Below are 26101 nucleotides of genomic sequence, written 5' to 3'. Positions count from 1 at the left end.
ACCCCCTCAGCGCACGGCCACGGGCAATGCCGCGCCCGCAGTGGCAGAAGCGGCAGGTACCTCGGCTACCCCGCCGCAGCGCAACGGCATGGGCGCAGGCAACGCTGCCACGGGCTTTCCGCCGCCCGGCACCGGCTGCGCCGCCAGCCAGGCAGACACGGCACTCACATCATCTGGAGTGAGCTTGCGTGCAATGGCTGCCATGCAGTCGGGCGCTTGTGCACGGCGCTGGCCGGTCTTCCAGGCGCCGAGCTGGCTGTTGAGATAGTCGCGCGGCAGGCCCAGCAAGCCAGGGATGAACGGCTGCACACCGGTCATGGCTGCGCCATGGCAAGACACACAGGCCGGGACGTCGCGGGCTGCATCACCGCGCTCGACCAGCAGGCGGCCACGCTCCAGCACCGCGGCCGGGGCCTGCGGGGCGGGGGGCGGAGCGTAGGGCAGGTCCAGCGCGGCAAAGTGCGCTGCCATCTCGTGCAGGTACGCATCGGTCAGGTGCTCGATCAGGTACGTCATCTGCGGATAGCTGCGCCGACCGTCCCGGAAGTTGATCAGCTGATTCGCCAGATAGCCCGCGGGCTTGCCCGCAATGCGCGGAAAGTAGCCTTCTTGTGTGGCCCTGCCCTCCTTGCCATGGCACGCCGTGCATGCCAGCACGCGCGGCGCCATACCCTCGGGTGACTTGTCGGTCGCTCGCATTGCGGGGGCAACGGCGGCAGCGAGAGCACCGCCCGCCGGTGCGCTGGCCGCCGCGAAAGCTATCGAGCCCCCTACGCCCAGGCACAGCACACCGAGCAAGGCCGTCGCCACTCGCCCGGGAATACGCAAACGGACCCCGCACACAGGAGTTTTTGAATGAAAGGGAAACATTGGAAAACGATAGCGGGAAAAACAGCGAAGAAAGAGTGCGTGCAATACCGGGCGGCGTGTCAGGCACCATGCCGATCCTTACAGGACGCCATGGGGGGCACGCAGTCGATGCACCATCAGCAATGTGATAGGTGAATCACGGAATCGCTTGCAGTTGCAAGCTCCACAGCACACCAGGCAGGCAGCCAGAGACCCACGGGCAAGAATACCTGACCTCCTCTTGCTTCGCAGACCACGGGATTCACGGCCACGGTGGCCTGCAAAGTTGCGTTGATCGCTGCACACAAGGTGTCACATGCGCCCAAGTGCTATAAAAACTATAGCAATCTGATCAATCAATGAAGCGCTCACGGGCAATTTACCCGGACATGATGCGTTGACGGTCGCTGAAGTGCTCGCCGGGGCAATGCCCGCCGCTCGCGTCCTTACGCCGGACTACCCACGACCCGCTTTCATACCGCTGACAGCGCACCCCCGCCGTTGTCTGGTCCCCACCTTCGGGTTCACCCTGCTTTCGGGAAGCCTACCGGCGCGCATACTTGCCGCCGCCGCACTGCGGCATCCCTCACCGCACCGCCCTCTCCTCCATCCTTGCCTCTACCCTGCATTCATGGCAGCCCCACAGCCTGTTCCCGCCCTGACGGTGGAAGACGAAGATGACTGGATCGTCCGGTTTGCCCTGGGAACCCCGGGTGGAGGGCATCTCACGCTCACGCGTGCGCCACGTCTGGAGTTCATGGTCCAGCCGGAACGCCGTGGCGTGTCGGTCGGCGGAGATGCGGGCCAGCGCGCCGCATTGCTGGTAGCGGTGACTTGGGGCAAGACCAGCGTGGATGTGGTGTCCACCGAGCGGCGCTACTGCCTTGATATCACCCGAATCGATCAATCCAGCCGTGCTGCGGCATTGCGGGTGCTGGGCAAGATGAACTTCGATCAGCGGTTCCAGCTCGCAGGAATCCAATAAGCCCGTGATAACGGGGGCAGCAGCAGAGCGCTGTTGATGCTGGCACCGGCCTCTCGGGCGCACAAAACGCATCATCAATCCGCCCCGCCCGCAGATCCTGACGAGGATTGCAGATCATGGAGGACCCAGCGACGCCGTACCGGCCGGGCCGGTCGTAAACATTCCTCTTGTGGGCCTGGCCCTCCGCAGACGGTCCCTGAACGGGTGACGCCACCTACCAGCCCATGGAGCATGGCCCATGCGCCACGTTGCTGGTCACGCAGACGACTTGTGCGCAAGCAGCGCCATTGCATACTGCCCGCCCGCCAGACAGCAAGAGCTACCCGGCACCGAAACCCAAACAACAAACGACGGGAAGAATTTCATGCGATCCAACACACGCCTGCTGGTGCTTGCAACCAGTGTTTTCGCGGTGGCGACACACGCCACTGCCCAGACGGCGACGTCCGTCTCACCGCCGCAGCAGGCAAAGCCCGCAGCTGCCAAGCCCGCAGCCGCTGCACTTGCGGCCCCTGCCTTCAGCGGCCTGCGCGAGAAGCTGGTGGTGGCCATGCCCAAGACCTATGCAAAAAGCGAAACCATGCTGCTGTGGGGCGACTACTTCAACCACCTGGCCCGGTGCGGGAACATCGACCTGCAGAATGCGCAGGGCGAATCGCTGGACCGCAGCACCAATATCGACACCCTCAGCGAAAAGGAGCTGATTGACGGGGTTGCCAGTGGCCGCGTGCAACTGGCGCAGGTCAACCCTGGCCTGGTGCCGCAACTGGTGGCGCTGGGACAGCCCGCGCCTTTTGCGGTGCCCGGCAACAAGGCGAGCGGCCAGCGCAACTCGTACAAGCTGATCCTTATCGCGCGCGTCGACAGCCCGTTTACCAAACCGCAAGACCTGGTGGGCAAGAAGATCGCGCACACCACGCCCACGTCCAACTCGGGCAACATGGCACCGCGTGCGCTGTTCCCGGCACTGGGGCTGGTGCCTGACCAGAACTATGAGGTGGTGTTCTCCAACGGCCATGAGCGGTCGGTCACGGGCGTGATGCATGGCTTCTACCCTGCGGCGGCGGTGGCCAGCGACCTCTACCAGCGCATGGTCGTCAAGGGCGACGTGAAGGGTTCCAGCATTCGCACGCTGTGGGAAAGCCCGCCGTTCATGACCGAGACATGGACCCTGAGCAAGGATGTGTCGCCCGAGCTGCAAAACCGTGTGAAGAAGTGCTCTTACAGCTATGCGTTTTCGCCCAAGCTGCGGCAGCTGCTGCCGGGCAACGACACCTTCCTGCCCATCAACTTCGAGCGCGATTTCGCCACCGTGATGGAAGTCTTCAACAAGACGCAGAAGGCCCAGACGCCCAAGCCCGGCTGATCACTGCGGCTCAGAAGCACGGCGGCAGCCGCGCCAGGCCCCGGGCGCCGACAGCGAGTGACAGCCGCGGCCTACACCACCAGGGCCGGGCGATTTCTACAGTGCATACACCCGCTCCAGATGCATTCCGCGCCTGGCGGCCGCCGGAGACGCACCGCCATGCCTGCAGCACAAGCCACCCCTCCCCGCCGTTCCGCCTGGACCATCGCGGCGGGCGCCGTCCTGCTTCTGGGCGTGGCAGCACTGGCAGCATGTTCGACCCCGCGCGTGCCCGATGGCATCCAGGCCGTCATCGGGTTTGACGTGAACCGCTACACCGGCCACTGGCACGAGGTGGCGCGCATCGACCATTCCTTTGAACGCGGCCTGACCCGCACCAGCGCCACATATTCCCGCAATGACGACGGAACCATCAAGGTCGTCAACCGGGGCTACGACGCGCGGCGCAAGGCATGGAAGGAAGCCGAAGGCACGGCGCAATTTGTGGGCGACCCGGAGCGCGCGGCACTCAAGGTGTCTTTCTTCGGGCCGTTTTACGGTGGTTACAACGTGGTGGCCCTGGACGAGAACTACCAGTGGGCCATGGTGGTCGGTTCCAGCCTGGACTATCTGTGGATCCTGTCCCGCACGCCATCGCTGCCGGCCGACGTGCGTGAGCACCTGCTGGAGCGTGCCACCCAGATGGGCGTGGACGTGAACCGCATCCTGTGGGTGCCCACCGCTGGTGAGCAGCTGGCCGTGCGCCCCATGCAACGCTGACGCGCCGCGCGGGGGCAGACTGCGCTTGTTTGCAGGACGGACGGGGATCTAACGCAAGGCAGCTAAATTGCTATAAACAACATAGCAATCAAGGCATATAGATCAAGCGCCACAGGCCAATTTCAATCAAAAATCAGCCTTCGACGCCTGCAGCAGCCACCAGCCGCTGCGTGTAGGGGTGGCCTGGCGCATCCAGCACCTGCGCCACGGTCCCGGTTTCCACAATCGCGCCGTCCTTCATCACCACCACGTCATGGGCCATGGCGCGGATGACCTGCACGTCATGGGTAATGAGCAGGTAGCTCAGGCCCTTTTCCTTTTGCAGGCGCTGCAGCAGGCTCAGCACCTGCTGCTGGATGGTCACGTCGAGTGCACTGGTGGGCTCGTCAAGCACCAGCACCTGCGGCTGCACGATGAGTGCGCGTGCAATGGCCAGGCGCTGGCGCTGTCCCCCTGAGAACTCGTGCGGATAGCGCTCCAGCAGGCGCGGGTACTGCGCTTCAGCCAGGCCCACCTCGTGCAGGGCGGCCTCGACGCGCGTGCGGCGCTGGGCCACGTTCAGCCCGGGCTCGTGCACTTTGAGACCCTCGCCCACGATCTCCTCGACCGTCAGGCGCGGCGAAAGCGACGAAAACGGGTCTTGAAACACCACCTGCACCCGGCGGCGCAGCTTCTGGTTGGCCGGGGTGTTTCGCATGGCCGGCTGCTGCCACGCGCTGCCGCCCACCTGCAGATCCCCCGCATACGGCAGCAGCCCCAAAATGGCCTGCGCCAGCGTCGACTTGCCCGAGCCCGACTCGCCTACCACCCCCAGCGTCTGCCCCGGCAGCAGCTGCAGCGTGGCGGCCTGCACCGCCACAAACTCGCCCTTCTTGAACCAGCCCTTGATGCCGGGTAGCGGCGTGGGGTACACCACGCGCAGGTCCTGCGTCCGCACCACGGGCGGTGTGCCCGCAGGCGGGTCGGCCTCGGCGACATCGCGGCGGGGCTGGCTGGCGATCAGGCGGCGCGTGTAGGCGTGCTGGGGCGTGCCGAACACTTCGCTCACCGGTCCCTGCTCCACCAGCACGCCCTGCTCCATCACCGCCACGCGGTCGGCAAAGCGGCGCACCAGGTTCAGGTCGTGTGTGATCAGCAGCACGGCCATGCCGGTCTGGCGCTGCAGGTCGCTCAGCAGGTCCAGGATCTGGCCGCGCAACGTCACATCCAGCGCGGTGGTGGGCTCGTCCGCCAGCAGCAGCTTTGGACTGCTGGCCAGTGCCATGGCAATCATGGCGCGCTGTCGCTGCCCGCCAGAGAGCTGGTGCGGAAAGCTGTTGGCACGCCGCGCGGGCTCAGGGATGCCAGTCTGCGCCAACAGTTCGATGGCGGCCTGCGCGCACTGCGCGCCCGTCAGGCCCTTTTTCAGCTGCAGGATCTCGGCGATCTGCATGCCGATGGTCATCAGCGGGTTGAGGGCGGTCATGGGCTCCTGGAACACCATGGCGATGTCGCCACCGCGCACGCCGCGCATCTCGCGCTCGGTCAGCGCCAGCAGGTCGCCGCGGCCCTGCAGATGTGCATGGCCGGTAATGACCGCATCGCCCGCCAGCCGCAGCAGGCTGAGCGCGGTGATGGTCTTGCCCGAACCGGATTCGCCCACCAGCGCGAGCTTTTCGCCCGCTGCAATCGAAAAGTTGACGCCCCGCACCACGTCCTTGGTGCCAAAGCGAACGTACAGGTCCTGCACCTGCAGCAATCGAAGATGGCCCGGGGCGTTCACTGGTCGGCCTTTCGAGGATCGAGAGCGTCGCGCAGCGCGTCCCCCATGAAGGTGAGCAAGAGCAGCGTGGTCACCAGCACTGCAAAGGTGGAGAGCGATATCCACCAGGCATCGATGCTGTTCTTGCCCTGGCTCAGCAGTTCGCCCAGCGATGGAGTGCCGGGCGGCACGCCCAGGCCCAGAAAGTCGAGCGAGGTCAGGGCCAGGATCGCAGCGCTCATGCGAAACGGCAGGAAGGTGACCACGGGCGTCAGGCTGTTGGGCAGGATGTGGCGCCAGATGATCTGGCTGTTGCTCACGCCCAGCGCGCGCGCGGCCTTGACGTAATCCAGCTGGCGGTTGCGCAGGAACTCAGCACGTACATAGTCGCTCAGCCCCATCCACCCAAACAGGCTGAGCAGGATGAGCAGCAGCGAAATGCTGGGCGCAAACACTGCGCTGAAGATGATGAGCAGGTACAGCTCGGGCATGGAGCCCCACACTTCGATGAAACGCTGGAACGCCAGATCGGTCTTGCCGCCAAAGAACCCCTGGATGGCGCCGGTGATCACGCCCAGCAGCACACCCGTCACCGTCAGCGCGAGGCCAAACAGCACACTCACGCGGAATCCGTAGAGCAACTGCGCGAGCAGGTCGCGCCCCCGGTCGTCGGTGCCCAGCCAGTTGGCCGATGTGGGCGCCGACGGGTTGGGCGACTTGGCAAAGTAGTTGAGCGTGTTGGGGCCGTAGCGGTTGAGGGTGTACAGCGCCCAGTTGCCGTCCGCGCTCAGGCGCTGCTGGATAAATGGGTCGAGGTAATCGGTGGGGGTGAGGAAATCCCCGCCAAAGGTGGTCTCGGGGTAGTCCTTGAGCATGGGGAAGTACGTCTGCCCCTCGTAGCGCACGACGAGCGGCTTGTCGTTGCTCACCAGCTCGGCAAACAGGCTGACCACCACCAGGGTGCAGAAGATCAGCAGGCTCCAGTAGCCCAGGCGGTTGCGCTTGAAGCGCAGCCAGGCGCGGCGAGATGGGGAAAGGGATGTGGCTGGGGCGGTGCTCATGAGGGGCGGTCCGTCCGGTCCTAGTCAAACTTCACGCGGGGGTCTACCCACACGTAGCACAGGTCGCTGATGAGCTTGGTCACCAGGCCGATCAGCGTGAACAGGTACAACGTGCCCAGCACCACGGGGTAGTCGCGGCGGATCACGCTTTCGTAGCTGAGCAGGCCCAGGCCGTCGAGCGAGAACAGGGTCTCGATCAGCAGCGATCCGGCAAAGAACGCGCCGATGAACGCGGCCGGGAAGCCGGTGACGATGGGAATCAGCGCATTGCGGAACACGTGCTTCCACAGCACCTGCCGCTCAGAGAGGCCCTTGGCGCGGGCCGTGAGCACGTACTGCTTTCGGATCTCTTCCAGAAAAGCGTTCTTGGTGAGCATGGCCGTCACGGCAAAGCTGCCCAGCACCATGGCCGTGACCGGCAGCGTGATGTGCCACAGGTAATCGACGATGCGCGCACCCCAGCTCAGTTCTTCCCAGTTGGAGGACGTGAGCCCGCGCAGCGGAAACCACTGCAACTGGCCGCCAAAGATCACCAGCAGCGCGACGCCCAGCACAAAGCCCGGGATGGCGTAGCCCACCAGGATGATCAACGTGGTGACCAGGTCAAACCGCGAACCGGCTCGCACGGCCTTGGCCACGCCCAGCGGCACGGCCACCAGGTAGCTGATGAAAAACGTCCACAAGCCCAGGCTGATGGACACCGGCAGCTTTTCCTTCACCAGCGTCCACACGTCCTTGTTCTGGAAGAAGCTCTTGCCCAGGTCAAACCGGGCGAACTGGCCCAGCATCTGAAAGAAGCGCTCGTGGGCGGGCTTGTCAAAGCCGTACAGCGCCTTGATCTGCTCCAGCCGCTTGGGGTCCACGCCCTGCGCGCCGCGGTAGCTCATGCCGCCGCCTTCCGTACCACCAGAGCCCGCGCCGGCTTTGGCTTCGGCCATGTATTGCTCCACCGGGCCGCCGGGCACGAACTGGATCACGACGAACGTGAGCAGCAGCACGCCCAGCAGCGTGGGCAGCATCAGCAGGACGCGTTTGAGGATGTAGGCAAGCATATGGATTCAACCTCTGGGAATGGTCGCCACGCGGCCGGCCGCCGCGTCGGGGCGCCCCCAGCAAGGCCAGCCCCGTTGGGGGGCAGCGACCCGTGCAATGCCGGAGCGTGGGGGCATCATTTGCGCGCCCACCAGGTGTCGATGACCCAGCCCTCGCCCGTCGAATACGGCGGCATGGTGGGCGGCTTGTCCAGCCGCCAGGCGTTGTAGGCCATGCGGTGGGTGCCAGCCGTCCACTGCGGAATGAGGTAGTGGCTGTGGGCAATGATGCGTTCGAGCGCATGGCAGGCGGGCAGCAGCTCGGCTTCGGTCTTGGCGCTGGTCATGGCCTTCACCATCGCGTCCACCGCCGGGTTCTTCACCCCTGGGAAGTTGCCCGAGTCTTCCGTGTCGGCGGCCGCGCTGCCGAACATGTCGGCAAACTCCTGGCCCGGGTTGTTCGTGCCCTGGTAGGCCATGGAGGTGATGTCAAAGTCAAACTTCTGCAGCCGCTGCTGGTACAGCGCAAAGTCCACCGCGCGGAATTTCAGCGTGACGCCAATCTTCTCCAATGCCCGCATCCACGGCGTGATGGTGCGTACGCCGCCATCGTTGCTGTCCATGTATTCGAGCACCATGGGCTCGCCCTTGGCGTTGCGCAGGGCGCCGTCACGCACTTCCCAGCCGGCTTCCTTGAGCAGGGCCTGCGCACGGCGCAAATTGGCGCGCAGGGATGAATCGCCATCGGTGCGGGGCGGCACCGTCATGGGGCCGAACGCCGCTGCGGGGATGTGCTTGCGGTACGGCTCCATCAGCGCCAGCTCCTGCGGGCCGGGCACGCCACGCGTCTCGCAGGCCGTGTTGCCAAAGAGCCCATTCACACGCTGGTAGGCACCGTAGAAGAGCTGGCGGTTCATCCACTCGTAATCGACGGCCAGACCCAGCGCCTCGCGCACGCGGGCGTCCTGCAGCATGGGACGGCGGGTATTGAGCACGTAGCTCTGGAAGCCCGAAGGCAGCTTGTGGCGGAACTCGCCCTTAACGAGCTCGCCGCTGTTGAACTTCTTGCCCGTCACGCGGCGGGCCCAGTCGCCCGCGCTGAAGAAGCGCATCAGGTCGAACTCACCGGCCTTCAGGGCTTCAAGCCGCGCCGTGTTGTCCTTGTAGATCTTGACCAGCACCTGGTCGAAGTTGGCCGTGCCCTTGCGCACGTTCAGGTCGCGGGCCCAGTAGTTCGGGTCGCGCACATAGGTGATGTCCTTGCCAAAGCGAACCGGCCCGATCTTGTAGGGCCCGCTGCCGATCGGCACATCGGTGACCACCTCGTTGAACGGCTTGGCCTTGCCATTTTCAACGCCCCAGTCACGGCTGAACACCGGCAGCCCCCCCACCGTGAGCGGCAGTTCGCGGTTGGGCTGCTTGAACCGGTAGCGCACCGTGCGGTCGTCCAGCACATCCACACCTGCCACTTCGATCAAAAGCGTCTTGTACGCGGGCGAGGTGTGCGGTCCTATCAGGGTGTCAAAGCTGTGCTTCACGTCCTGCGCCAGCACCGGCTTGCCGTTGTGAAAGCGCGCCCCGGGCCGCAGGCGAAACACCACCGACAGCCCATCGGCTGCAACCTCGATGTCTTCTGCCAACAGGCCGTAGCCGGTGGCCGTCTCGTCCATCGCTCCTACCAGCAGCGAGTCAAACATCAGCGTCGACAGGTACGCAGGTGCGTTGCCCTTGATGGTGAACGGGTTGTATTTGTCGAACGTGGAAGTGCGCAGGTTGCTCACCAACCGCAGCTCGCCGCCCTTGGGTGCATCCGGGTTGACGTACTCGAAGTGCGAAAAACCGGCCGCATAGCGGGGCTCGCCCCACAGCGCATACGCGTGCGCGGCCCAGGCCGGAGCCGCACATCCCAAACACAGAAAAGTCAGCCAAAACCGCATGCGACAATTCTGCACTACGCAGGCGCGGCCCAAGCCAAGGCTTCGGGCAAACCCCCGCCACACGGCGGGCTGCCTGCCCGCACACCACCGTCATCGCATTCCACTGGAGAACAACAATGGGTTTTCTGACCGGCAAGAAGCTGCTCATCACGGGCGTGCTGTCCAACCGCTCCATCGCCTACGGCATCGCCAAGGCCTGCCACGCGCAAGGCGCCGAGCTGGCTTTCAGCTACGTGGGCGAGCGCTTCAAGGACCGCATCACCGACTTTGCCGCCGAGTTCGACTCCAAGCTGATCTTTGACTGCGACGTGGGCAGCGACGAGCAGATCGAGCGCATGTTTGCCGACCTGTCGCAGACCTGGCCCAAGTTTGACGGCTTTGTGCACAGTATCGGCTTTGCGCCGCGCGAGGCCATTGCCGGAAACTTCCTCGATGGCCTGAGCCGCGAGGGTTTCCGCATCGCGCACGACATCAGCGCATACAGCTTTCCGGCCATGGCCAAGGCAGCCCTGCCCTACCTGAACGACAAGTCGTCGCTCATCACCCTGAGCTATCTCGGCGCGCTGCGTTCCATCCCCAACTACAACACCATGGGCCTGGCCAAGGCCAGCCTGGAAGCCAGCGTGCGCTACCTGGCCGAAGCCGTGGGCCGCACCGCAGACGGCCGCAGCATCCGCGCCAATGGCATCAGCGCCGGGCCCATCAAGACGCTGGCCGCCAGTGGCATCAAGGACTTTGGCAAGCTGCTGAGCCGCGTGGCCGACGCCTCGCCGCTGCGCCGCAACGTGACGATCGAAGACGTGGGCAATGTGGCGGCATTCCTGCTGTCCGACCTGGCATCGGGCATGACCGCCGAGATCACGTATGTGGACGGCGGCTTCAGCCAGACGGCCGGCCTGAGCGCTGACCAGGTCTGACGGGCTGCACCGGCGCGGTGGATACAGCCCCGTACAGAGCCTTTGCACGCTGATTTTGAACGGTTTTGGCTCCAGGTGCTTGTACTACAATGCCCGATAGCTATCAATTTTATAGCAATCATCTTTTTCGGCGCATTGCCGTGGCGCTGGCGCATGGCGACAGCGTGACGGCACAGCACCCCGAGCGCATTGCCAACGTTGACCGATGGGCGTCACTGGCGCGCCGTCGCTTGCTGGGTTGGTTGCTGGGTGGCCTGCTGTTACCGAGCACAGGCATCACCGCCGATGCGCCCGCCCTGCTGCTGGCGCACGTGTATCGCCCCGGCACACCGCTGGCCGATTACTGGGTGAGCGAAAAATACGATGGCGTGCGCGGCTTCTGGGATGGCCACGCGCTGCGCACGCGCGGTGGTGAAACCGTGTTAGCACCGGCCTGGTTCACCCACGGCTGGCCCGCCGAGCCCATGGACGGCGAACTGTGGGCTGGCCGCGGCAAATTTACCCACGCTCAGTCCACTACACGCCAGCAGCAACCCGACGATGCCGCGTGGCGCCAGATGCGCTTCATGGTGTTTGACCTGCCACGCCATGGCGGTACGTTTGATGAACGATTGCCTGCGCTGAACCGCATGGTCGAGGCCATCGGGCAGCCTTGGGTGCAGGCGGTTCCCCAGCGCAAGGTGGCGACCGATGCCGCACTGCAGGCACTGCTGCAACGCACAGTGCGCGCGGGTGGCGAGGGGCTGATGCTGCATCGTGGCGCATCGCTGTACCGCGCGGGCCGCAGCGATGACCTGCTCAAGCTCAAGACGCACGAAGACACCGAGGCGAAGGTGGTGGCCCACCTGCCCGGCACGGGCAAGCACGCCGGCCGCATGGGGGCGTTGCTGGTCGAGATGCCGTCTGGCCAACGCTTCCGGCTGGGCACCGGGTTCAGCGATGCCGAACGCGACACGCCACCGCCCGTGGGAAGCTGGGTCACCTACCGCTACCGGGGCACGCACGACGGCGGGTTGCCCCGTTTTGCCAGCTTTGTCCGCTTGCGGGAAGACATGCCGCCGCGCTGAAGCCCGCTGCGCCAGCAGGGGACTCTGGTGCTTGTCAACTCCGCCCTGCCGCTATGGCGCTGCATAGCCCAAGACCGCCTGGCGCGAAGAGCCCGGTTACGCAGTGCAAAGACTGCGCAAACCGGGCCAACGAGACACCGCCTATCAGTTAGGCAGCAAGACCTTGTCCACCACGTGGATCACGCCGTTGGACTGGTACACATCGGCAATGGTCACGGTGGCCGTGCCGCCCTTTTCATCCGTCACCATCACGGCGTTGCCGCTGGCCTTGGCAGTCAACGTGCCACCGGCCACGGTCTTCAGGCTGGCCATGCCCTTGCCATTGGCAATCAGCTTGGTGAGTGCGGCAGCGTCGTACTTGCCGGCTACCACGTGGTACGTCAGCACCTTGGTCAGCGTGGGCTTGTTCTCGGGCTTGAGCAGCGTGTCTACCGTGCCGGCAGGCAGTGCGCCAAAGGCGGCATTGGTGGGCGCAAACACCGTGAACGGCCCAGCGCTCTTGAGCGTTTCCACCAGGCCCGCTGCCTTGACCGCTGCAACCAGTGTGGTGTGGTCCTTGGAGTTCACGGCGTTGTCGACGATATCCTTGCTGGCCAGCATGGGCGCACCGCCCACCATGACCTGTGCGAAGGCAGGAAACGCCGCAGCGGACAGCGCGGCAGACAGACCGATGGCGGCAACGCGGGCATTGAAACGGATACGCATGGGAAAGGCTCCTGAAAATGGTTGGACTGCGCTTGGCGAGAGAGAGAGAGAAAGGAGAGGAAAAATTTGCGCAGCTGTCCATGAATACGCAGGGGCCCGAGGAGTGGATTCAGAAAAAGGGAGACCTGCGCGGCGAGAGTCGGTCTGAAATGCAAAAACGCCCCACGGCCAGGGCCAGGGGGCGTTATTTGGGGTCCACACGATGGCGTGCGAAGCTGACATCAGCGCCATGGAGGCGCTGGAGGTTGCAGGTAAGTCCTCAGACGTTGCGGCCGAACGGGCCGTTGTCTCCCACCTGGACCAGGTTGTCTGCCGTTGCCAGGGGCTTGGCGTTCTTCGCGGGCTTGCCGTTGGATACGCAGTCGGCGTAGTAGCGCACCTGACCGCTTTCGTCTTCCACTTCCACCAGCCCGTGAATGTCGGTTTCAAAACCCGGACACAGCTTGGCGAACTCGCGTGCGAACTTGAGGTAGTCCACGATCTTCTTGTTGAAGACTTCGCCGGGAATCAGCAGCGGAATGCCGGGCGGGTACGGCGTGACCAGGCCCACGGTGATGCGGCCTTCCAGGTGGTCAATCTCCACCCGCTCGGTCTGGCGGTGCGCAATGTGCGCGTACGCGTCCGACGGCTTCATCGCAGGCGTTAGGTCCGACAGATACATCTCGGTCGTCAGGCGCGCGATGTCGTATTTGGCGTACATCTCGTGCACGTGCTGGCACAGGTCCTTGAGGCCCATGCGCTCGTAGCGCTTGTGCTGCTGGCAGAACTCCGGAAGGATGCGCCACATGGGCTGGTTCTTCTCGTAGTCGTCCTTGAACTGCTGCAGCGCAGTCAGCAGCGTATTCCAGCGGCCCTTGGTGATGCCAATGGTGAACATCACGAAGAAGCTGTACAGGCCCGTCTTTTCCACCACCACACCATGCTCGGCCAGGTACTTGGTCACGATGGACGCGGGAATGCCGGTCTTGTCGAACTTGCCGTCCAGGTTCAGACCGGGCGTGACGATGGTGGACTTGATCGGGTCCAGCATGTTGAAACCGTCGGCCAGCTGGCCAAAGCCGTGCCACTTGGCACCGGCTTTTTTGCTCTTGCTGTCGCTGCGGATGATCCAGTCCTCGGCGCGGCCAATGCCCTCGTCCACGAGTTTTTCAGGGCCCCAGACCTTGAACCACCAGTCCTTCTTGCCAAAGTCGTCCTCGATCTGGCGCATGGCGCGGCGGAAGTCCAGCGCTTCCAGAATGCTTTCCTCGACCAGCGCAGTGCCGCCAGGCGGCTCCATCATGGCGGCCGCCACATCGCAGCTGGCGATGATGCTGTACTGCGGGCTGGTGCTGGTGTGCATCAGGTAGGCCTCGTTGAAGAGGTGGCGGTCCAGCTTGGTGGTCTGCGAGTCCTGCACCAGCACATGGCTGGCCTGGCTGATGCCCGCTAGCAGCTTGTGGATGGACTGCGTGGCGTACGTCACCGAGTGCTTGGGGCGCGTGCGCTTCTTGCCCATGGCGTGGTAGGTGCCATAAAACGGGTGGAACGCCGCGTGGGGCAACCAGGCCTCGTCAAAGTGCAGGTTGTCCACGTAGCCATCGAGCATGTTCTTGATGGTTTCAGTGTTGTAGAGCACGCCGTCGTAGGTGGACTGCGTGAGCGTGAGCACGCGTGGCTTGACCTTTTTCGCATCCACACCCTTGAGCAGCGGGTTGGCCTTGATCTTGGCCTCGATCGCCTTGGGCTCGAACTCGCTTTGCGGAATCGGACCAATGATGCCGAAGTGGTTGCGCGTGGGCTTGAGGAAGACCGGGATCGCACCGGTCATGATGATGCTGTGCAGAATGGACTTGTGGCAGTTGCGGTCCACCACCACCACATCGCCCGGCGCCACGGTGTGGTGCCACACCATCTTGTTCGACGTGCTGGTGCCATTGGTCACGAAGAAGCAGTGGTCGGCATTGAAGATGCGCGCGGCATTGCGCTCGCTTTCGCCAATCGCTCCGTTGTGGTCCAGAAGCTGGCCCAGTTCCTCGACCGCATTGCACACGTCGGCGCGCAGCATGTTCTCGCCGTAGAACTGGTGGTACATCTGGCCCACAGGGCTCTTCAGGAACGCCACGCCGCCCGAATGCCCCGGGCAGTGCCAGCTGTACGAGCCGTCTTCGGCGTAGTCGAGCAGCGCCTTGAAGAACGGCGGCTGCACGCCTTCGAGGTAGCTCTTGGCCTCGCGAATGATGTGGCGCGCCACAAATTCGGGGGTGTCCTCGAACATGTGGATGAAGCCATGCAGCTCACGCAGGATGTCGTTGGGCAGGTGGCGGCTGGTCTTGGTCTCGCCGTGCACGTAGATGGGCACTTCGGTGTTCTTGCGGCGCACTTCGCCAATGAAGTTGCGCAGGCTGAGCACGATTGGGTCCAGCCCGTCGCCACCCGAGAATTCCTCGTCGTCGATCGACAGGATGAACGCGCTGGCGCGGCTTTGCTGCTGCGCAAACTGCGACAGGTCACCGTAGCTGGTCACCCCCACCACCTCGAAGCCCTCGGCCTCGATGGCCTGCGCAAGCGCACGGATACCCAGACCCGAGGTGTTCTCGGAACGATAGTCCTCATCGATGATGATGATGGGAAAACGAAACTTCATGCGCAGCCTCCGTGCAACCGTGCCCTGCCCGGCCAAAAATCAAAAGAGGCGCGAAGTGTAAGGAATAACGTTGACATGCCTTTGTCTGGCCTGTTTTTGGGCCCAGAATGTGGTGCGCTAAATACATCAATCAAGGAGGGCTGACCATGGAGCAATCCACCATCTGGTGGCTGGCCGCAGGAGCGGTAGTCGCAGCCGAGCTGCTGACCGGCACCTTTTATCTGCTCATGGTGGCCGTTGGCCTTGCCGCTGCGGCCGTCATGGCGCACCTGGGTGTGTCGACGCCGCTGCAGATCGTGAGCGCTGCAGTAGTTGGCGGCGGCGCAGTGGTGGCCTGGCACTGGGCCAAGAAGCGGCGCCCCGGCGATCCATCGGCACGCGCAGACCGCAGCGTGAACCTGGATGTCGGTGAAACTATCTACATCGAAGGCTGGAACCCGGACGGCACCACCCTGGTGAAGTACCGCGGGGCCCAGTGGACAGCCATACACCGCCCTGGGATTACTCCGGCGACCGGCATGCACCGCGTGGCAGAGCTGGTGGGCAATCGACTTCTCGTAGACCCGGTCTGAGCGCACCACGCTCGCTGACATTTTTCAAAGAAATGAGGTTCCCGTGGAAATCGCCATCGTCATCCTGGTCATTGCCGTCATCTTCATCGTGCGGTCCGTCAAGGTCGTGCCGCAGCAGAACGCGTGGGTCAAGGAGCGCCTGGGCAAGTACGCCGGTACCCTGAGCCCCGGGCTGAACTTTCTGGTGCCCTTTGTCGACAAGGTAGCCTACAAGCACAGCCTCAAGGAAATACCGCTCGATGTGCCCAGCCAGATCTGCATCACGCGCGACAACACGCAGCTGCAGGTGGATGGCATCCTGTACTTCCAGGTGACAGACCCGATGCGCGCGAGCTATGGCTCCAGCAACTACATCATGGCCGTCACGCAGCTGGCGCAGACGTCGCTGCGCTCGGTGATCGGCAAGCTCGAGCTGGACAAGACGTTCGAGGAGCGCGACATCATCAACGCCCAGATCGTGCAGGCTATCGACGAGGCGGCGCTGAACTGGGGCGTGAAAGTGCTGCGGTACGAAATCAAGGACCTGACACCACCCAAGGAAATCCTGCACGCCATGCAGGCACAGATCACTGCCGAGCGCGAAAAGCGCGCGCTCATCGCAGCATCCGAAGGCCGCCGCCAGGAGCAGATCAACATCGCCACCGGCGAGCGCGAGGCCTTCATTGCGCGGTCAGAGGGCGAGAAGCAGGCGGTCATCAACAAGGCCCAGGGCGAGGCCGAGTCCATCAAGGCCGTGGCTGAGGCCACCGCGCAAGCGATTGAGCGGGTGGCTACCGCCATTCGTCAGCCGGGCGGCGAGCAGGCCGTGCAACTCAAGGTGGCCGAAAAGGCCGTGGACGCCTACAGCCGGGTGGCGCAAGATGCCACCACAACGCTCATCGTGCCCAGCAACATGACCGAGGTGTCTGCCCTGATCGGCTCGGCCATGAAGATGGTGCAAGCCCAGCAGCGCGCAGGGTGATTTCCGCGATGGCTACAAGAAAAGGCTCCGACGCAGCAGGCGGCCTCTGCCTTCAGAGATGCGGCAGCTTGGCGCAGGAGTGGTTTGCACTGCGTCCGCACGAAAAGCCAACCTGGAGACGCAGGACCGTACTCACCCAGCCTAGCCGGCTGGTCGCCATTACAGGACTTTTTGTTGCCGCAACATTTCTGGATGTAGCGGCGCAGCCCGCAAAAGACGCCGACCTGTGGCTGACCGTGCACGGCGATCCGAACGACCGGGCCAGCAACCTCGTGGAGGTACGCCCGGAACCCACCGGACTGGACCAGCGCGTGGTCTTGGACCTGCGGGTCTCGCGCGACCGGGAGCGCACTTCGTTTCGCGGGCAGAAGTACCGCTCGTATTACGCGAAGGCGGTGGTCAACTGCTCGACGCAGAAGGCTTGGTACCTGTGGCTCAGCTACTACGCTGAACCTTCCTGGTCAGGTCAGGCTGTGGCGCGAGAGGAGTACCGCGAGGGCGAAGCACCGGTGCTGTTCAAGGATGTGCCCGGCCAGCCCTACAAGCGCCTGATCGCGGCAGCATGCCGAGTGCGCGGCTGACGGAGCCTGGACGGAAGCAGCCAGCCCATCCGTAGCAGCTCTTAACGCTGCACAGGCATTTTTTACCCCGCCTGGGCATCGCCTGAGAAATCGCCCCACTGCCATGGTTATAATCGAGGGCTTCGGAGAGGTGGATGAGCGGTTTAAGTCGCACGCCTGGAAAGCGTGTGTGGGCTAATCCCCACCGCGGGTTCGAATCCCGCCCTCTCCGCCAGATGCAAGCCCAAGTGATTCGTCACTTGGGCTTTTTGCTTTGCGGGTCTGGAATTTTCGGGGTGTCCGCTTGTTGGGAACTGCGGCGCAGTGCGTCCTGCTTGACCGCCAAGTCGGCAGCCGTGTCGGTTTGGACCAGCGTCGGGCTGGCGCGGGACGGGTCTTTTCTGGGCACCCCGTCCGGAGAATCGATCTGGTTGGTCATGATGGGAGTCGCTTTTCGCGGTTGGGGGCGTTGATGCTGGTTCAGGAATACTTGCGGCTTACATAGAACACGCCGTCGATGCTCTCGTCGATGGCAAGAGCGATAGTCCGCGCGCCCGTCCGGGCAAAGGTGGACCAGGCCGCCTTGGCAATTTCGCCATGGTGCGCAACCACCAGGCCCAGCAACTCGGCCGCGGAACCAGTGCCGCTCTGTTGCCAACCTACATCCACACCGATGTGGTCTGCACCCTCGCGGCATTCCATGTGGATGGTAGGTGGCGCAAGGGCCTGGGCGCAGTTCTTTGCCCGCTCCACCATCGCGCGCACCGTGTCGAGTGCTGCGCCGGGGTCTTCTTCACCGGCGATCGATTCACGGATATCCGGTTGCTGCAGTCTGTGGCTTTGATGCATTGGGCTCTCCAGGTTGACTGGCCGCGGCTGCTTTCGACGCGGCGTGGTTCTCATACTTGACACCCCGCGGAACCCGTGCTGTCGGCCATCAGCCCGGCAAACGGTCAGAGCGGGCTCCAAGGTTTCATCAAAGTTCAAAGTGTGTTGCGAGTTGTTCCGCTGCGTTGTGGGCTTGCTTTCCCTTGGACACAATAAAAACCTGAATACACAGGGAGAGGACTCATGCCCGTTGAATTGTTGCGCTCGCTCGCAAGAAGCACACTGCCGATGACCGTCGAGGACATCGGCGAGATAGACCGGCTGCGTGTGTTGGCGGCAGCGGGGCTGGTGCGGGCCGTGCTGCCCGACGTGGGCGCCCGGGTGCAACGTGCCGAGGTGTTGAGCCTGTCGCCCGAGGGCCTAGAAACACTGCGGCGTGCGTTCCCGGCCCAACAGTTGAAGTTTGAAGTTCAGCGGCAACACAGCGGTTCACAGAGCGCAGCGCGAGGACAGGGGCAGGCGCAGCGGCTGGATTCATGATTCATCACCAGGCCGAGGACCCTTCTGGCGCAGCGCTACCGGTTTGAGCCGAACGGGTCGGCGCTGGTGAAACGCCTGCGACATCGCTGCGCAGATCTCGCAGCGACCTTGATGGACCGCATGCCGCGCTTGCTGACCGCGAACTCTGGCGCTTTCCTACAGACGGGCTGGATATTGCCATCCCATCATCCGGGTTCCAAAACCAACTTGTACGGAGCCCCACATGCCCACCAGCCCACGCCAGAAAGACGCTTGCGACCTGCTAGACGCAGACCACAAGGCGGTCAAGAAAATGTTCAAGGATTTCGAGGAGCTGTGCGGCTCCCGCGCCCGCAATGCAGGGCAGTTGCGGATGGATCTCGCCAAGGAAATCTGTACGGAGCTGACGGTGCATGCGCAGATCGAGGAAGAGATCTTCTACCCCGCGCTGCGCCAGGCCATCAAGGAAACCGACCTGCTGGCCGAAGCCGAAGTGGAGCACCAGACCGCCAAGGATCTCATCGCGCAGATCGAGAGCGCCGTCACGGCGGACGAGCAGTTTGATGCCCGCGTCAAGGTACTTGGCGAATACATAGACCACCATGTGAAGGAAGAGCGCAACGAGATCTTCACGAAGGCCCGCGCAGCCCGCAAGCTGGACCTGATCGCCATGCGCGAACAACTGCAGCAGCGCAAGGAAGAACTCATGGAAGCGCAGCTGGCTGCCGCCTGAAGCGGCATGACCACGCAGTGCGCTGAGGGCCGCCCATGTGGGACCTGAGCCTGCCCTGGTGGGAAATGGTTCTCAGGGCCTTGGTCTTATATGCCGCACTGCTGCTGCTCATGCGGCTGTCGGGCCGGCGGACCGTCGGCCAGTTCACTCCCTTCGACCTGCTGGTGGTGATGCTGCTGAGCGAATCGGTGTCCAACGCCCTCTCAGGGGGTGAGGAATCTGTACCGGGCGGGCTGATCAGCGCCGCAGTACTCGTGGCCCTCAACGCCACGGTGGCCACCATCACATCGCGCTCGACAGCCGTGCGCTCACGGCTGGAGGGAGATCCCATCCTGATCGGGAAAGACGGCAAGCTCCTGCACAAGGTGTTGCGGCAGGAGCGGGTGCCGGAAGCCGATGTGCACCAGGCGCTGCGCGAAGCCGACTGCGACCTCGAATCGATGCAATGTGCGTTTCTCGAAGCAGACGGGCGCATCAGCATCTTGACCCGAAAACACTGAAAGCGGGGGTGATCCATGGAGCAGGACCCCACGCCCGGGTTCGCGGGGGACGACGCAACGCTGCGACCGAGCGAAACGGTGCTCGTGATCGTGGACTTCATCAACCCCATGCAGTTTCCGGGGGCACCGGCATTGCTGGCCGGCGCCATGCAAGCCGCCTTGGCGACTGCACGGCTCAAGCGCAGACTGAGCCGTGAAGGCGCCACTGTGATCTACGCCAATGACAACTACGGCATCTGGCGGTCTGACTTCAAGGAGCTGCTCGGCCGTTGCAAGGCCATGCCCGGCCTTCGAGGAAAGATCGCGTCCATGCTGGAGCCGCAACCTTGCGACCTGACCATCCTGAAACCCCTGCATTCGGCCTTTCATGGCACGCCGCTGGAGCATCTGCTGCGGCAGATGCAAACACGCAATCTGGTCGTAGCCGGGCTCTCGGCCGACATGTGCGTGCACCTGACCGCCACCGATGCCTACATGCGTGGCTTCAACGTCTGGGTACCGTCCAATTGCACAGCGGCAGAAAGTCCGGCGCGCAAGGAGGCCGCGCTGTACCAGTTGGCGCACTCCTTTTCATGTGTCACCCGCAAAGCCTGAAAGAAGCCGCGATGCGTCTTGCTCTGAACCCCATGCACGTGACCAAGGTCGCCATCGGTACACCCTCGGGAGCTATCGCCTTTGTCTGACAGACGCTATGGGGCGGCTTTGCTGAAATTGGGCAAAAGCAGCCATTGAGGCTTGCCTGGGACCATTGAGGTCCCTCCCCGTTCTTCACGAAAGCGCACCATGAAACGCCAGCAACGTCGCCAGAGTCCCCGCTCAGCCCTGCCCTTTGCAGGCACTGTGGTCGTAGCTGTTCTGGCCGCCATGGCACTGCTGGGCACTGATCTGACCGTGCAGGCAGCCGATTCGCTGTCTTACCTGCCCGAGAGTTCCGAGCAGGTGCTCCTGGCCCGCTTGTTTGAATGAAGGCTTGTCAAAAAAGATAGCAGCGGAGTACCATGCGGCGCCGGTTGCGTTTTGCAGGCGGCAGTCTGAATGGAGAATGAGCATGGCACCATGTTTCAGCATCCCTCGCAGCGTGGCTGCCCGCACAGGGCGCTGGTCGGCCCTCGCTGTCCTTGCGCTCGGTCTTAGCGCCTGTTCTGCCCCGCAGGATCGCGCGCTGGAAGAGTTCGCGCAATGGCACGAAAACGCCCGCACACAGGCCCGCGCGGGCGTTTTGAGGTGGAGCGAGCTCTACCGCGAGAGCTTTGACAGGCTTACGGCCCTGCCCTCTTCCTTCCAGCAGGATTCGCGGCTGGAAAACACTGTTTTGCTGCTGTCTGCTGCGCGCAAGTTTGAGGCCAATGAGATGACAGCGCAGCAGTTTGCGGTGGAACAGAGCGATATCGAAGCGCGCTTGCAGGCGCGGCTCCGATAGCTCGATACCGCCCGTTCGTTAGCGCACCGGCGTGCATACGCGCGGGAGCGGCGACACGCACAAGCGCCCTTCAGCGAGTACGCAGGCTTTCCTCGGCCACGGCAATGCGGCGCTGCAGAGCGGCCGCGGCCTCCACATTGCCAGCAGCTTGAGCACGCTGGACCTCCAACGCGAGCCAAGCCAGAAGCGGCCGGCGCCACCCCTGCCTGGACGCTGTGTCCACCGCGATGGATGCGACCGCCGGGCTGGCGCCGCCGGTCTTGAACAGCACGCCAGCGGCCACCAGGCGCGACAAAGGGTCCTGGATGGCTGCCAGCGCAGTGACGCTGCCTGTGGTGGCCACTGCCCGTTGCGCCTCTGGCAGTTGAGCCGCCGCGCTCGCCACGGGCCGACCCGCCAGATAGTCTGCGTAGGTTCGTTCGGCATCGGGTGCATCGGGCCGCAAGGCCTCAAACCGGTCGCACGGTGCGGGGTCCAGGCTGGCGACCAGCGCAGCACAGCGCGTCAGTTCCACCCGTGCCAGCAGATCAACCCGGCCGGTACGCCCCACTTCGGCCCGGGCAAGGTTCCACTCCAGCACCTCCACGCGCGAATGGCCCGCAAGGTATGCCTGTGTGGCCTTCTGTATGGCGCCGTGGGCATTCATCTGCCAGTCGGGCGTGGGTGGCGTGCTGGAGCAGCCTGTGAGCGCGACGCAAACCATCAGCGCGGCAGTTGCACAGGCCGCCACAAGGCGACAAGGGCCCGGCGCAGCGCGGGCCCCCTGCTGCGCAGCATGCCGGGCGGGGCGATGCGCAAGACTGCGCACCAGAGCGAATACATCGGTCGTCATGGCAGCTTCAGTTGTGTGTCGCGCGCAAACGGCCATTTGCGGTTGATCTCGTTGACCAGGCTTTCCACCTTGCGCAGGTTGCTCTCGACCTCGGCGCGCAGAGTGCCCAGGTCATTGGTGGCCTCGCGCGCGTTGGCGCCCACGGCCTGGGCTTCGAGCAGCACGGCGTCCACCTTCTTGAGGCTGGCGCGGGTGTCTGCCAGCAGGCCGTTGAGCTGCAGCACGGTGGCGCGTACTTCGGGAACCAGCGCGTCCTGCCCGGAAGGCCCTCCAAACACCTGCCGGTCTGCCCGGGCTGCCATGCCGTCCAGCCGCGCCAGCAAGGCATTGGTCCGGTCGAGCGTGACCACGATCTTGCGCGCGTCGGCCTCGTTGCCCATCAGTACGCCCAGTGCGCCACCGGGCGCGTTCAGGCGCTCAGTCAGCCCGCGCACATTGGCCAGACTGGTACCCAGGGCGGCATCCTGCGCGGTCAGGGCGTTGAGGTTACCCAGCAGCTCGCGGGCCGATGCCATGAGCTGCGGGACCTCGGCCGTGGCATCACCGCGCAGCACGGGCCGTACGGCGCCATCCGGCAAGGGTGGATCGGTCAGGATGCCGCTGTAAGCACGGATATTGGTGCCCCCCACGATGCCGCGCACCAGGGTGAAAACGCTGGACTCACGCAGCCAGTGCGCGTCCTTGCGCGGCACGTCCAGAATGATGCGGGCATTGCCTTCGTTGGCCAGCTCGATGCGGCGCACGCGGCCGATGGGAAAGCCCGAGAACGTCATGTCCATACCCACCACCACGCCTTCGGAGTCATCCGCCGTGAGCACCAGGGTCTGCGTCGGCTCAAAGGCGCCGCGGGCGTACAGAAGGTACAGGCCAGATCCTGCGATCAGGAGCAAGGTGAACAGCATCAGCGCGGCCGCCTTGAGCTCCAGGTGCGCGACCGGGCGGAGCGTCTCCGGAGCACCGGGAAGAGACTCAGGCGACAGGCGGGAGGAGTCGGTTGTGTGTGGTTCGTTCATGCAGTCGGCGTACCGCCGGTGTCAGTAATAGTTGCCCATCAGCGATCCCACCTCGATCAGCAGCAGCACCGCAAACATGCGGGCCAGGCCACCCAGCTCGGACCCTTCAATGCTGCGCCCCTCGTCGCCATGCAGGCCGGCGGCCATGGGAATCAGCGCCACAGCCAGGCTGAAAAACAGCGTTTTCAGGACAAAAAGCAGCGTGACGCTGGGCGTGAACACCTGCCCGAACATGCGCGTGTAGCCGGGCAGGCCCGCCAGGTTGAAGCCGAACACCCCGAGGTAGGCCATCACCAGCGCCACCACGCAGCTCAGTGCAGCGAGCGTGACGCAGGCAAACACGCCAGCAATCACGCGCGGCAGCAGTTCTACGCGCACGGGGTCGGCACCATGGCGGCGCAGCGCCTCGAAGTTGCCCGCCTGCCGCAGCCGGGCCACCTGCGTGCCGTTGGGAATGGTGCAGCGCATCGCCACAAACAGCGCAGCCGTGAGCGGGATCAGCTCCAGCACCAGCACGCGGATCACCATTTCCAGGGCGTAGCGCGACAGCCCGTAGCTCAGCGCTGTGACCACCACGATGCGTGTGAGCACCAGGCTGAGCAGCGCCGCCAGGGCCGTGAAACCGACCAGCACTGGTGCGGTGTCCAGATAGATGTGGCGGGCCAGCGCCCCGCGCGTTCCGCGGCCGTAGCTGGAGGGTGAGAGCACCAGCACCAGCACCACCGCCCCCAGGTACAGGATGCGCCACCAGGCCAGCACCCAGCGGCGCGCGGTGCGCCACAGCACTTCAGGCAGCGACAAGCCGGGTAGGCGCGAGATCATCGGCGGATCATAGCGGCGACCTTGGCCCCGCGGCCTGGGTGCATCCCACAGGCCATTTCATGGTCAAAATGGCCTGTAGCGCTTGTTATTCAATACCTGATAGCTATATATTTAATAGCATCAGACGGAAAGCATTGACGGCGATGAAACAGCTGTTCACACAACCGCTGTCGCTACACATGCCGCTTGACGCCAGCCGCGGCAGGGGTGGCTGGCAGCGCGCCCGCATCGGCACGGGCGTGCAGGGCCTCGATGATGTGGCAATGCCTGTCCGAGCCATCGCAGCGGCTGCGCAGCGCCATCAGGTCCGACTCCAGCGCCTGCAACTCGGCCAGCCGCGTACGCACATGGGACAGGTGCTCGTCCAGCGTGTCGCGCGCAGCCACGCAGTCGGCCTTGCGTGTGAGCTTGAGGGACAGCAGCGTGCGTACCTCCTGCAGCGACATGTCCATCGCGCGACACAGTCGGATGAAGCGCAGGCGGTGCACGTCGTCCGGGCCATACAGGCGATAGCTGTTTTCCATGCGCAGCCCGGGGGGCAGCAACCCTTCCTTTTCGTAATAGCGGATGTTGGCGGTTGACACACCCGAGAGGCGCGCAGCGTCACCGATGCGGTGGATGGCAGGGGTCACATTCATGGCTTGACCTTCAAGTGGCTTCAAGGATTCCAATGATGCCATTGCAACCACTCCCCGAGAGAAACCATGTCTGCACACTGCTGCGATCACGAAACCCCCAGCGCCCGCGCCGCTGCCGACCCGCGCTACCGTCGCATCCTTTGGGCCGCCCTCATCGTCAACGCCTTCATGTTTGCGCTGGAGCTGGGCGCTGGCGTGCGTTCGGGCTCGGCATCGCTGCTGGCCGACGCCATCGACTTTCTGGGGGATGCTGCCAACTACGGCCTGTCGCTGTGGGTGCTGGGCATGGCACTGGCGTGGCGCGCCCGGGCGGCGCTGCTCAAGGGCGCCAGCATGCTGGCGTTCGGCGTGTTTGTGGTGGGGCGCGTGGTGTGGGGCCTGTGGCAGGGACAGCCGCCCGAGCCCCTCACCATGGGCGCCGTAGGCCTGCTGGCATTGGCCGCCAACCTGGGCGTGGCCGGTCTGCTATACGCATACCGCGAGGGGGACTCCAACATGCGCGGCGTGTGGCTGTGCACGCGCAACGACGCACTGGGCAACGTGGCCGTCATGGTGGCGGCCCTCGGTGTGTTCGGCACCGGCAACGCGTGGCCCGACCTGGCCGTGGCCGCCGTGATGGCCACGCTGGCCATTACGGGTGGCTGCAGCATCGTGCAACAGGCGCGGGAGGAACTGGCGGATGAAGCCAGGGGCTGCGCCGCCGAGCCACGCGGGCGTTAGGCTTGAGAACCGGCCAGTCCCAACCCCGACAGTGCGGGTCGCGCCCTTCTTCCGCGGCGCTCGGGAAGGCGTCAGAATGGGGGCATGAAAGTGCCTCTCTTCAACCCCTCTTTTCCGCAGGACTTCATCCCGCTCGAAGGTACATCGCAGGACTGCACCGACTGCGCCAACGCCGAGCGGCTGGGCTTCCAGTTCGACTATGCCTACCAGCCCATCGTCGACCTGGCGCGGCACGAGGTGTTTGCCCACGAGGCGCTGGTGCGCGGCCCCAACGGCGAAGGCGCTCCCACCGTGCTGTCGCAGGTCAATGACCTCAACCGCTACCGCTTTGACCAGGCCTGCCGCGTCAAGGCTATCAAGGGGGCTAGCGAGCTGGGGATGCAGCAGCCGATTTCGATCAATTTTTTGCCCAACGCCATCTACAAGCCCGAGGTCTGCATCCGCACCACGCTGGAGGCAGCGCGCGCGCACTCGTTCCCGATCGAGAACATCATTTTTGAAGTGACCGAGGGCGAGCGCATCGAGGATGGCAAGTGGTTCGCGTCAGTGCTGCGGCATTACCGCAGCTGCGGCTTCAAGACGGCCATCGATGATTTCGGCGCAGGTTACGCGGGACTGAAACTGCTGTCCGATTTCCAGCCGGACATCATCAAGATCGACATGGACCTGGTCCGCAACGTGGACACCAGCCGTGCGCGGCAGGCCATTGTGCGCAGCATGGTCGTGCTGTGCCAGGACATGGGCATCCAGGTGATTGCTGAAGGCATCGAATCGCCGCAAGAGCGCGATTTTCTGTACGACGCGGGCATCCACCTGATGCAGGGTTACCTGTTTGCCAGGCCCGCATTCAAGGCAGTGGCCGCGCTGGACCCCGCCACGCTCCACGCAAGCCGCTGATCCGTCTCCCCTGTGCGCGGACGACGGGGAAACGGGCAACGG

29 protein-coding genes and 1 tRNA gene are annotated in these 26101 nt (G+C 64.2%); 17 read left to right on the top strand and 13 right to left on the bottom strand.

All coding sequences use genetic code 11. The features are described from left to right. Positions 1 to 6 precede the first annotated feature (6 nt). Positions 7 to 699, bottom strand: coding sequence for a c-type cytochrome (locus ACTPOI_RS18480; RefSeq protein WP_440111411.1), 693 nt, complete (start codon positions 697 to 699; stop codon positions 7 to 9). A 781-nt stretch (positions 700 to 1480) separates the two neighbouring features. Between ACTPOI_RS18480 and ACTPOI_RS18475 the strand changes: the two genes are divergently transcribed. The 3 genes from ACTPOI_RS18475 (at position 1481) to ACTPOI_RS18465 (ending at position 3959) form a co-directional block, all read left to right on the top strand. Continuing rightward, positions 1481 to 1834 carry a hypothetical protein gene (locus ACTPOI_RS18475; RefSeq protein ID WP_440111409.1) on the top strand — a complete coding sequence of 118 codons (354 nt, stop codon included), beginning with the start codon at positions 1481 to 1483 and terminating at the stop codon, positions 1832 to 1834. Positions 1835 to 2198: 364 nt separating this feature from the next. Next, on the top strand, positions 2199 to 3200 hold the full coding sequence (locus ACTPOI_RS18470) for a PhnD/SsuA/transferrin family substrate-binding protein (protein ID WP_440111407.1): 1002 nt from the start codon (positions 2199 to 2201) through the stop codon (positions 3198 to 3200). 159 nt (positions 3201 to 3359) lie between these two features. After that, positions 3360 to 3959 carry a lipocalin family protein gene (locus ACTPOI_RS18465; protein WP_440111405.1) on the top strand — a complete coding sequence of 200 codons (600 nt, stop codon included), beginning with the start codon at positions 3360 to 3362 and terminating at the stop codon, positions 3957 to 3959. A gap of 133 nt (positions 3960 to 4092) precedes the next feature. Here the strand turns inward: ACTPOI_RS18465 and ACTPOI_RS18460 are convergent, their stop codons facing one another. From ACTPOI_RS18460 to ACTPOI_RS18445, 4 genes are all read right to left on the bottom strand, one after another. Further along, a complete protein-coding gene (locus tag ACTPOI_RS18460) occupies positions 4093 to 5721 on the bottom strand; it encodes an ABC transporter ATP-binding protein (protein WP_440111403.1) in 1629 nt (542 codons plus the stop codon). Continuing rightward, a complete protein-coding gene (locus ACTPOI_RS18455) occupies positions 5718 to 6761 on the bottom strand; it encodes an ABC transporter permease (protein ID WP_440111401.1) in 1044 nt (347 codons plus the stop codon). Before ACTPOI_RS18455 ends, ACTPOI_RS18460 begins: the two co-directional genes overlap by 4 nt. A gap of 20 nt (positions 6762 to 6781) precedes the next feature. Further along, positions 6782 to 7813, bottom strand: a complete 1032-nt coding sequence (locus ACTPOI_RS18450; RefSeq protein ID WP_440111399.1) for a microcin C ABC transporter permease YejB — start codon at positions 7811 to 7813, stop codon at positions 6782 to 6784. Between the two features lie 116 nt (positions 7814 to 7929). Continuing rightward, positions 7930 to 9729 (bottom strand): extracellular solute-binding protein, encoded by a 1800-nt coding sequence (locus ACTPOI_RS18445; RefSeq protein ID WP_440111397.1) that lies wholly within the window; start codon positions 9727 to 9729, stop codon positions 7930 to 7932. Positions 9730 to 9845: 116 nt separating this feature from the next. On the opposite strand from ACTPOI_RS18445, the gene fabI reads away from it, so the two are divergent. After that, positions 9846 to 10646: an enoyl-ACP reductase FabI gene (gene fabI, locus ACTPOI_RS18440; RefSeq protein ID WP_440111395.1), complete on the top strand. Its 801-nt coding sequence runs from the start codon at positions 9846 to 9848 to the stop codon at positions 10644 to 10646. 215 nt (positions 10647 to 10861) lie between these two features. Further along, positions 10862 to 11713: a DNA ligase gene (locus tag ACTPOI_RS18435; RefSeq protein WP_440112676.1), complete on the top strand. Its 852-nt coding sequence runs from the start codon at positions 10862 to 10864 to the stop codon at positions 11711 to 11713. Between the two features lie 144 nt (positions 11714 to 11857). Here ACTPOI_RS18435 and ACTPOI_RS18430 read toward each other — a convergent pair whose 3' ends face one another. Continuing rightward, positions 11858 to 12418 carry a fasciclin domain-containing protein gene (locus ACTPOI_RS18430; RefSeq protein WP_440111393.1) on the bottom strand — a complete coding sequence of 187 codons (561 nt, stop codon included), beginning with the start codon at positions 12416 to 12418 and terminating at the stop codon, positions 11858 to 11860. Between the two features lie 259 nt (positions 12419 to 12677). Then, the gene (locus tag ACTPOI_RS18425) at positions 12678 to 15044 is read right to left on the bottom strand and encodes an Orn/Lys/Arg decarboxylase N-terminal domain-containing protein (RefSeq protein ID WP_440111391.1); all 2367 of its coding nucleotides are present in this window, start codon (positions 15042 to 15044) and stop codon (positions 12678 to 12680) included. A gap of 146 nt (positions 15045 to 15190) precedes the next feature. On the opposite strand from ACTPOI_RS18425, the gene ACTPOI_RS18420 reads away from it, so the two are divergent. The 4 genes from ACTPOI_RS18420 (at position 15191) to ACTPOI_RS18405 (ending at position 17372) form a co-directional block, all read left to right on the top strand. Next, a complete protein-coding gene (locus ACTPOI_RS18420) occupies positions 15191 to 15616 on the top strand; it encodes an NfeD family protein (protein ID WP_440111389.1) in 426 nt (141 codons plus the stop codon). Between the two features lie 43 nt (positions 15617 to 15659). Beyond that, positions 15660 to 16577: an SPFH domain-containing protein gene (locus ACTPOI_RS18415; RefSeq protein ID WP_069106162.1), complete on the top strand. Its 918-nt coding sequence runs from the start codon at positions 15660 to 15662 to the stop codon at positions 16575 to 16577. A gap of 68 nt (positions 16578 to 16645) precedes the next feature. After that, positions 16646 to 17158 carry a surface-adhesin E family protein gene (locus tag ACTPOI_RS18410; protein ID WP_440111387.1) on the top strand — a complete coding sequence of 171 codons (513 nt, stop codon included), beginning with the start codon at positions 16646 to 16648 and terminating at the stop codon, positions 17156 to 17158. 124 nt (positions 17159 to 17282) lie between these two features. Further along, positions 17283 to 17372, top strand: a tRNA-Ser gene (locus tag ACTPOI_RS18405). A 21-nt stretch (positions 17373 to 17393) separates the two neighbouring features. Here the strand turns inward: ACTPOI_RS18405 and ACTPOI_RS18400 are convergent. After that, a complete protein-coding gene (locus ACTPOI_RS18400; protein ID WP_440111385.1) occupies positions 17394 to 17576 on the bottom strand; it encodes a hypothetical protein in 183 nt (60 codons plus the stop codon). 41 nt (positions 17577 to 17617) lie between these two features. After that, positions 17618 to 17986, bottom strand: a complete 369-nt coding sequence (locus tag ACTPOI_RS18395) for a hypothetical protein (protein ID WP_440111383.1) — start codon at positions 17984 to 17986, stop codon at positions 17618 to 17620. A gap of 222 nt (positions 17987 to 18208) precedes the next feature. On the opposite strand from ACTPOI_RS18395, the gene ACTPOI_RS18390 reads away from it, so the two are divergent. The 6 genes from ACTPOI_RS18390 (at position 18209) to ACTPOI_RS18365 (ending at position 21137) form a co-directional block, all read left to right on the top strand. After that, positions 18209 to 18505: a hypothetical protein gene (locus tag ACTPOI_RS18390; protein ID WP_440111381.1), complete on the top strand. Its 297-nt coding sequence runs from the start codon at positions 18209 to 18211 to the stop codon at positions 18503 to 18505. 223 nt (positions 18506 to 18728) lie between these two features. Then, the gene (locus ACTPOI_RS18385; protein WP_440111379.1) at positions 18729 to 19217 is read left to right on the top strand and encodes a hemerythrin domain-containing protein; all 489 of its coding nucleotides are present in this window, start codon (positions 18729 to 18731) and stop codon (positions 19215 to 19217) included. 35 nt (positions 19218 to 19252) lie between these two features. Further along, the gene (locus ACTPOI_RS18380; RefSeq protein ID WP_440111377.1) at positions 19253 to 19717 is read left to right on the top strand and encodes a DUF421 domain-containing protein; all 465 of its coding nucleotides are present in this window, start codon (positions 19253 to 19255) and stop codon (positions 19715 to 19717) included. Positions 19718 to 19732: 15 nt separating this feature from the next. Further along, a complete protein-coding gene (locus tag ACTPOI_RS18375; protein ID WP_440111375.1) occupies positions 19733 to 20311 on the top strand; it encodes a cysteine hydrolase family protein in 579 nt (192 codons plus the stop codon). 189 nt (positions 20312 to 20500) lie between these two features. Then, positions 20501 to 20683: a hypothetical protein gene (locus tag ACTPOI_RS18370; RefSeq protein ID WP_440111373.1), complete on the top strand. Its 183-nt coding sequence runs from the start codon at positions 20501 to 20503 to the stop codon at positions 20681 to 20683. Positions 20684 to 20765: 82 nt separating this feature from the next. After that, complete coding sequence (locus ACTPOI_RS18365) at positions 20766 to 21137, top strand: hypothetical protein (protein WP_440111371.1); 372 nt, start codon at positions 20766 to 20768, stop codon at positions 21135 to 21137. 70 nt (positions 21138 to 21207) lie between these two features. Here the strand turns inward: ACTPOI_RS18365 and ACTPOI_RS18360 are convergent, their stop codons facing one another. The 4 genes from ACTPOI_RS18360 to ACTPOI_RS18345 all read right to left on the bottom strand — a co-directional run bounded on the left by ACTPOI_RS18360 (position 21208) and on the right by ACTPOI_RS18345 (position 24442). Beyond that, the gene (locus ACTPOI_RS18360; RefSeq protein ID WP_440112674.1) at positions 21208 to 21840 is read right to left on the bottom strand and encodes a hypothetical protein; all 633 of its coding nucleotides are present in this window, start codon (positions 21838 to 21840) and stop codon (positions 21208 to 21210) included. 125 nt (positions 21841 to 21965) lie between these two features. After that, positions 21966 to 22982 carry an MlaD family protein gene (locus ACTPOI_RS18355; RefSeq protein WP_440111369.1) on the bottom strand — a complete coding sequence of 339 codons (1017 nt, stop codon included), beginning with the start codon at positions 22980 to 22982 and terminating at the stop codon, positions 21966 to 21968. 21 nt (positions 22983 to 23003) lie between these two features. Further along, a complete protein-coding gene (locus ACTPOI_RS18350) occupies positions 23004 to 23804 on the bottom strand; it encodes an MlaE family ABC transporter permease (protein WP_440111367.1) in 801 nt (266 codons plus the stop codon). Between the two features lie 173 nt (positions 23805 to 23977). Then, positions 23978 to 24442 (bottom strand): Cd(II)/Pb(II)-responsive transcriptional regulator, encoded by a 465-nt coding sequence (locus ACTPOI_RS18345; protein WP_440111365.1) that lies wholly within the window; start codon positions 24440 to 24442, stop codon positions 23978 to 23980. A 66-nt stretch (positions 24443 to 24508) separates the two neighbouring features. On the opposite strand from ACTPOI_RS18345, the gene ACTPOI_RS18340 reads away from it, so the two are divergent. Both ACTPOI_RS18340 and ACTPOI_RS18335 read left to right on the top strand, forming a co-directional pair. Beyond that, positions 24509 to 25162, top strand: coding sequence for a cation transporter (locus ACTPOI_RS18340; protein WP_440111363.1), 654 nt, complete (start codon positions 24509 to 24511; stop codon positions 25160 to 25162). An 84-nt stretch (positions 25163 to 25246) separates the two neighbouring features. Next, a complete protein-coding gene (locus ACTPOI_RS18335) occupies positions 25247 to 26059 on the top strand; it encodes an EAL domain-containing protein (RefSeq protein WP_440111361.1) in 813 nt (270 codons plus the stop codon). Positions 26060 to 26101 lie beyond the last annotated feature (42 nt).

It is taken from the genome of Acidovorax sp. BL-A-41-H1 (assembly GCF_051942715.1).
Note: the sequence above shows the minus strand (reverse complement) of the source record. Positions and strands in the feature narration are given on the sequence as shown.

Bases quoted from the DNA above. Each gene is read 5' to 3' on its own strand.
- ACTPOI_RS18395 (WP_440111383.1), bottom strand. From the start codon at position 17,986: ATGCATCAAAGCCACAGACTGCAGCAACCGGATATCCGTGAATCGATC.
- ACTPOI_RS18430 (WP_440111393.1), bottom strand. From the start codon at position 12,418: ATGCGTATCCGTTTCAATGCCCGCGTTGCCGCCATCGGTCTGTCTGCC.
- fabI (WP_440111395.1), top strand. From the start codon at position 9,846: ATGGGTTTTCTGACCGGCAAGAAGCTGCTCATCACGGGCGTGCTGTCC.
- ACTPOI_RS18420 (WP_440111389.1), top strand. From the start codon at position 15,191: ATGGAGCAATCCACCATCTGGTGGCTGGCCGCAGGAGCGGTAGTCGCA.
- ACTPOI_RS18340 (WP_440111363.1), top strand. From the start codon at position 24,509: ATGTCTGCACACTGCTGCGATCACGAAACCCCCAGCGCCCGCGCCGCT.
- ACTPOI_RS18335 (WP_440111361.1), top strand. From the start codon at position 25,247: ATGAAAGTGCCTCTCTTCAACCCCTCTTTTCCGCAGGACTTCATCCCG.
- ACTPOI_RS18400 (WP_440111385.1), bottom strand. From the start codon at position 17,576: ATGACCAACCAGATCGATTCTCCGGACGGGGTGCCCAGAAAAGACCCG.
- ACTPOI_RS18465 (WP_440111405.1), top strand. From the start codon at position 3,360: ATGCCTGCAGCACAAGCCACCCCTCCCCGCCGTTCCGCCTGGACCATC.
- ACTPOI_RS18425 (WP_440111391.1), bottom strand. From the start codon at position 15,044: ATGAAGTTTCGTTTTCCCATCATCATCATCGATGAGGACTATCGTTCC.
- ACTPOI_RS18350 (WP_440111367.1), bottom strand. From the start codon at position 23,804: ATGATCTCGCGCCTACCCGGCTTGTCGCTGCCTGAAGTGCTGTGGCGC.
- ACTPOI_RS18375 (WP_440111375.1), top strand. From the start codon at position 19,733: ATGGAGCAGGACCCCACGCCCGGGTTCGCGGGGGACGACGCAACGCTG.
- ACTPOI_RS18445 (WP_440111397.1), bottom strand. From the start codon at position 9,729: ATGCGGTTTTGGCTGACTTTTCTGTGTTTGGGATGTGCGGCTCCGGCC.
- ACTPOI_RS18385 (WP_440111379.1), top strand. From the start codon at position 18,729: ATGCCCACCAGCCCACGCCAGAAAGACGCTTGCGACCTGCTAGACGCA.
- ACTPOI_RS18345 (WP_440111365.1), bottom strand. From the start codon at position 24,442: ATGAATGTGACCCCTGCCATCCACCGCATCGGTGACGCTGCGCGCCTC.
- ACTPOI_RS18355 (WP_440111369.1), bottom strand. From the start codon at position 22,982: ATGAACGAACCACACACAACCGACTCCTCCCGCCTGTCGCCTGAGTCT.
- ACTPOI_RS18475 (WP_440111409.1), top strand. From the start codon at position 1,481: ATGGCAGCCCCACAGCCTGTTCCCGCCCTGACGGTGGAAGACGAAGAT.
- ACTPOI_RS18370 (WP_440111373.1), top strand. From the start codon at position 20,501: ATGAAACGCCAGCAACGTCGCCAGAGTCCCCGCTCAGCCCTGCCCTTT.
- ACTPOI_RS18455 (WP_440111401.1), bottom strand. From the start codon at position 6,761: ATGAGCACCGCCCCAGCCACATCCCTTTCCCCATCTCGCCGCGCCTGG.
- ACTPOI_RS18365 (WP_440111371.1), top strand. From the start codon at position 20,766: ATGGCACCATGTTTCAGCATCCCTCGCAGCGTGGCTGCCCGCACAGGG.
- ACTPOI_RS18450 (WP_440111399.1), bottom strand. From the start codon at position 7,813: ATGCTTGCCTACATCCTCAAACGCGTCCTGCTGATGCTGCCCACGCTG.
- ACTPOI_RS18360 (WP_440112674.1), bottom strand. From the start codon at position 21,840: ATGGTTTGCGTCGCGCTCACAGGCTGCTCCAGCACGCCACCCACGCCC.
- ACTPOI_RS18480 (WP_440111411.1), bottom strand. From the start codon at position 699: ATGCGAGCGACCGACAAGTCACCCGAGGGTATGGCGCCGCGCGTGCTG.
- ACTPOI_RS18380 (WP_440111377.1), top strand. From the start codon at position 19,253: ATGTGGGACCTGAGCCTGCCCTGGTGGGAAATGGTTCTCAGGGCCTTG.
- ACTPOI_RS18470 (WP_440111407.1), top strand. From the start codon at position 2,199: ATGCGATCCAACACACGCCTGCTGGTGCTTGCAACCAGTGTTTTCGCG.
- ACTPOI_RS18390 (WP_440111381.1), top strand. From the start codon at position 18,209: ATGCCCGTTGAATTGTTGCGCTCGCTCGCAAGAAGCACACTGCCGATG.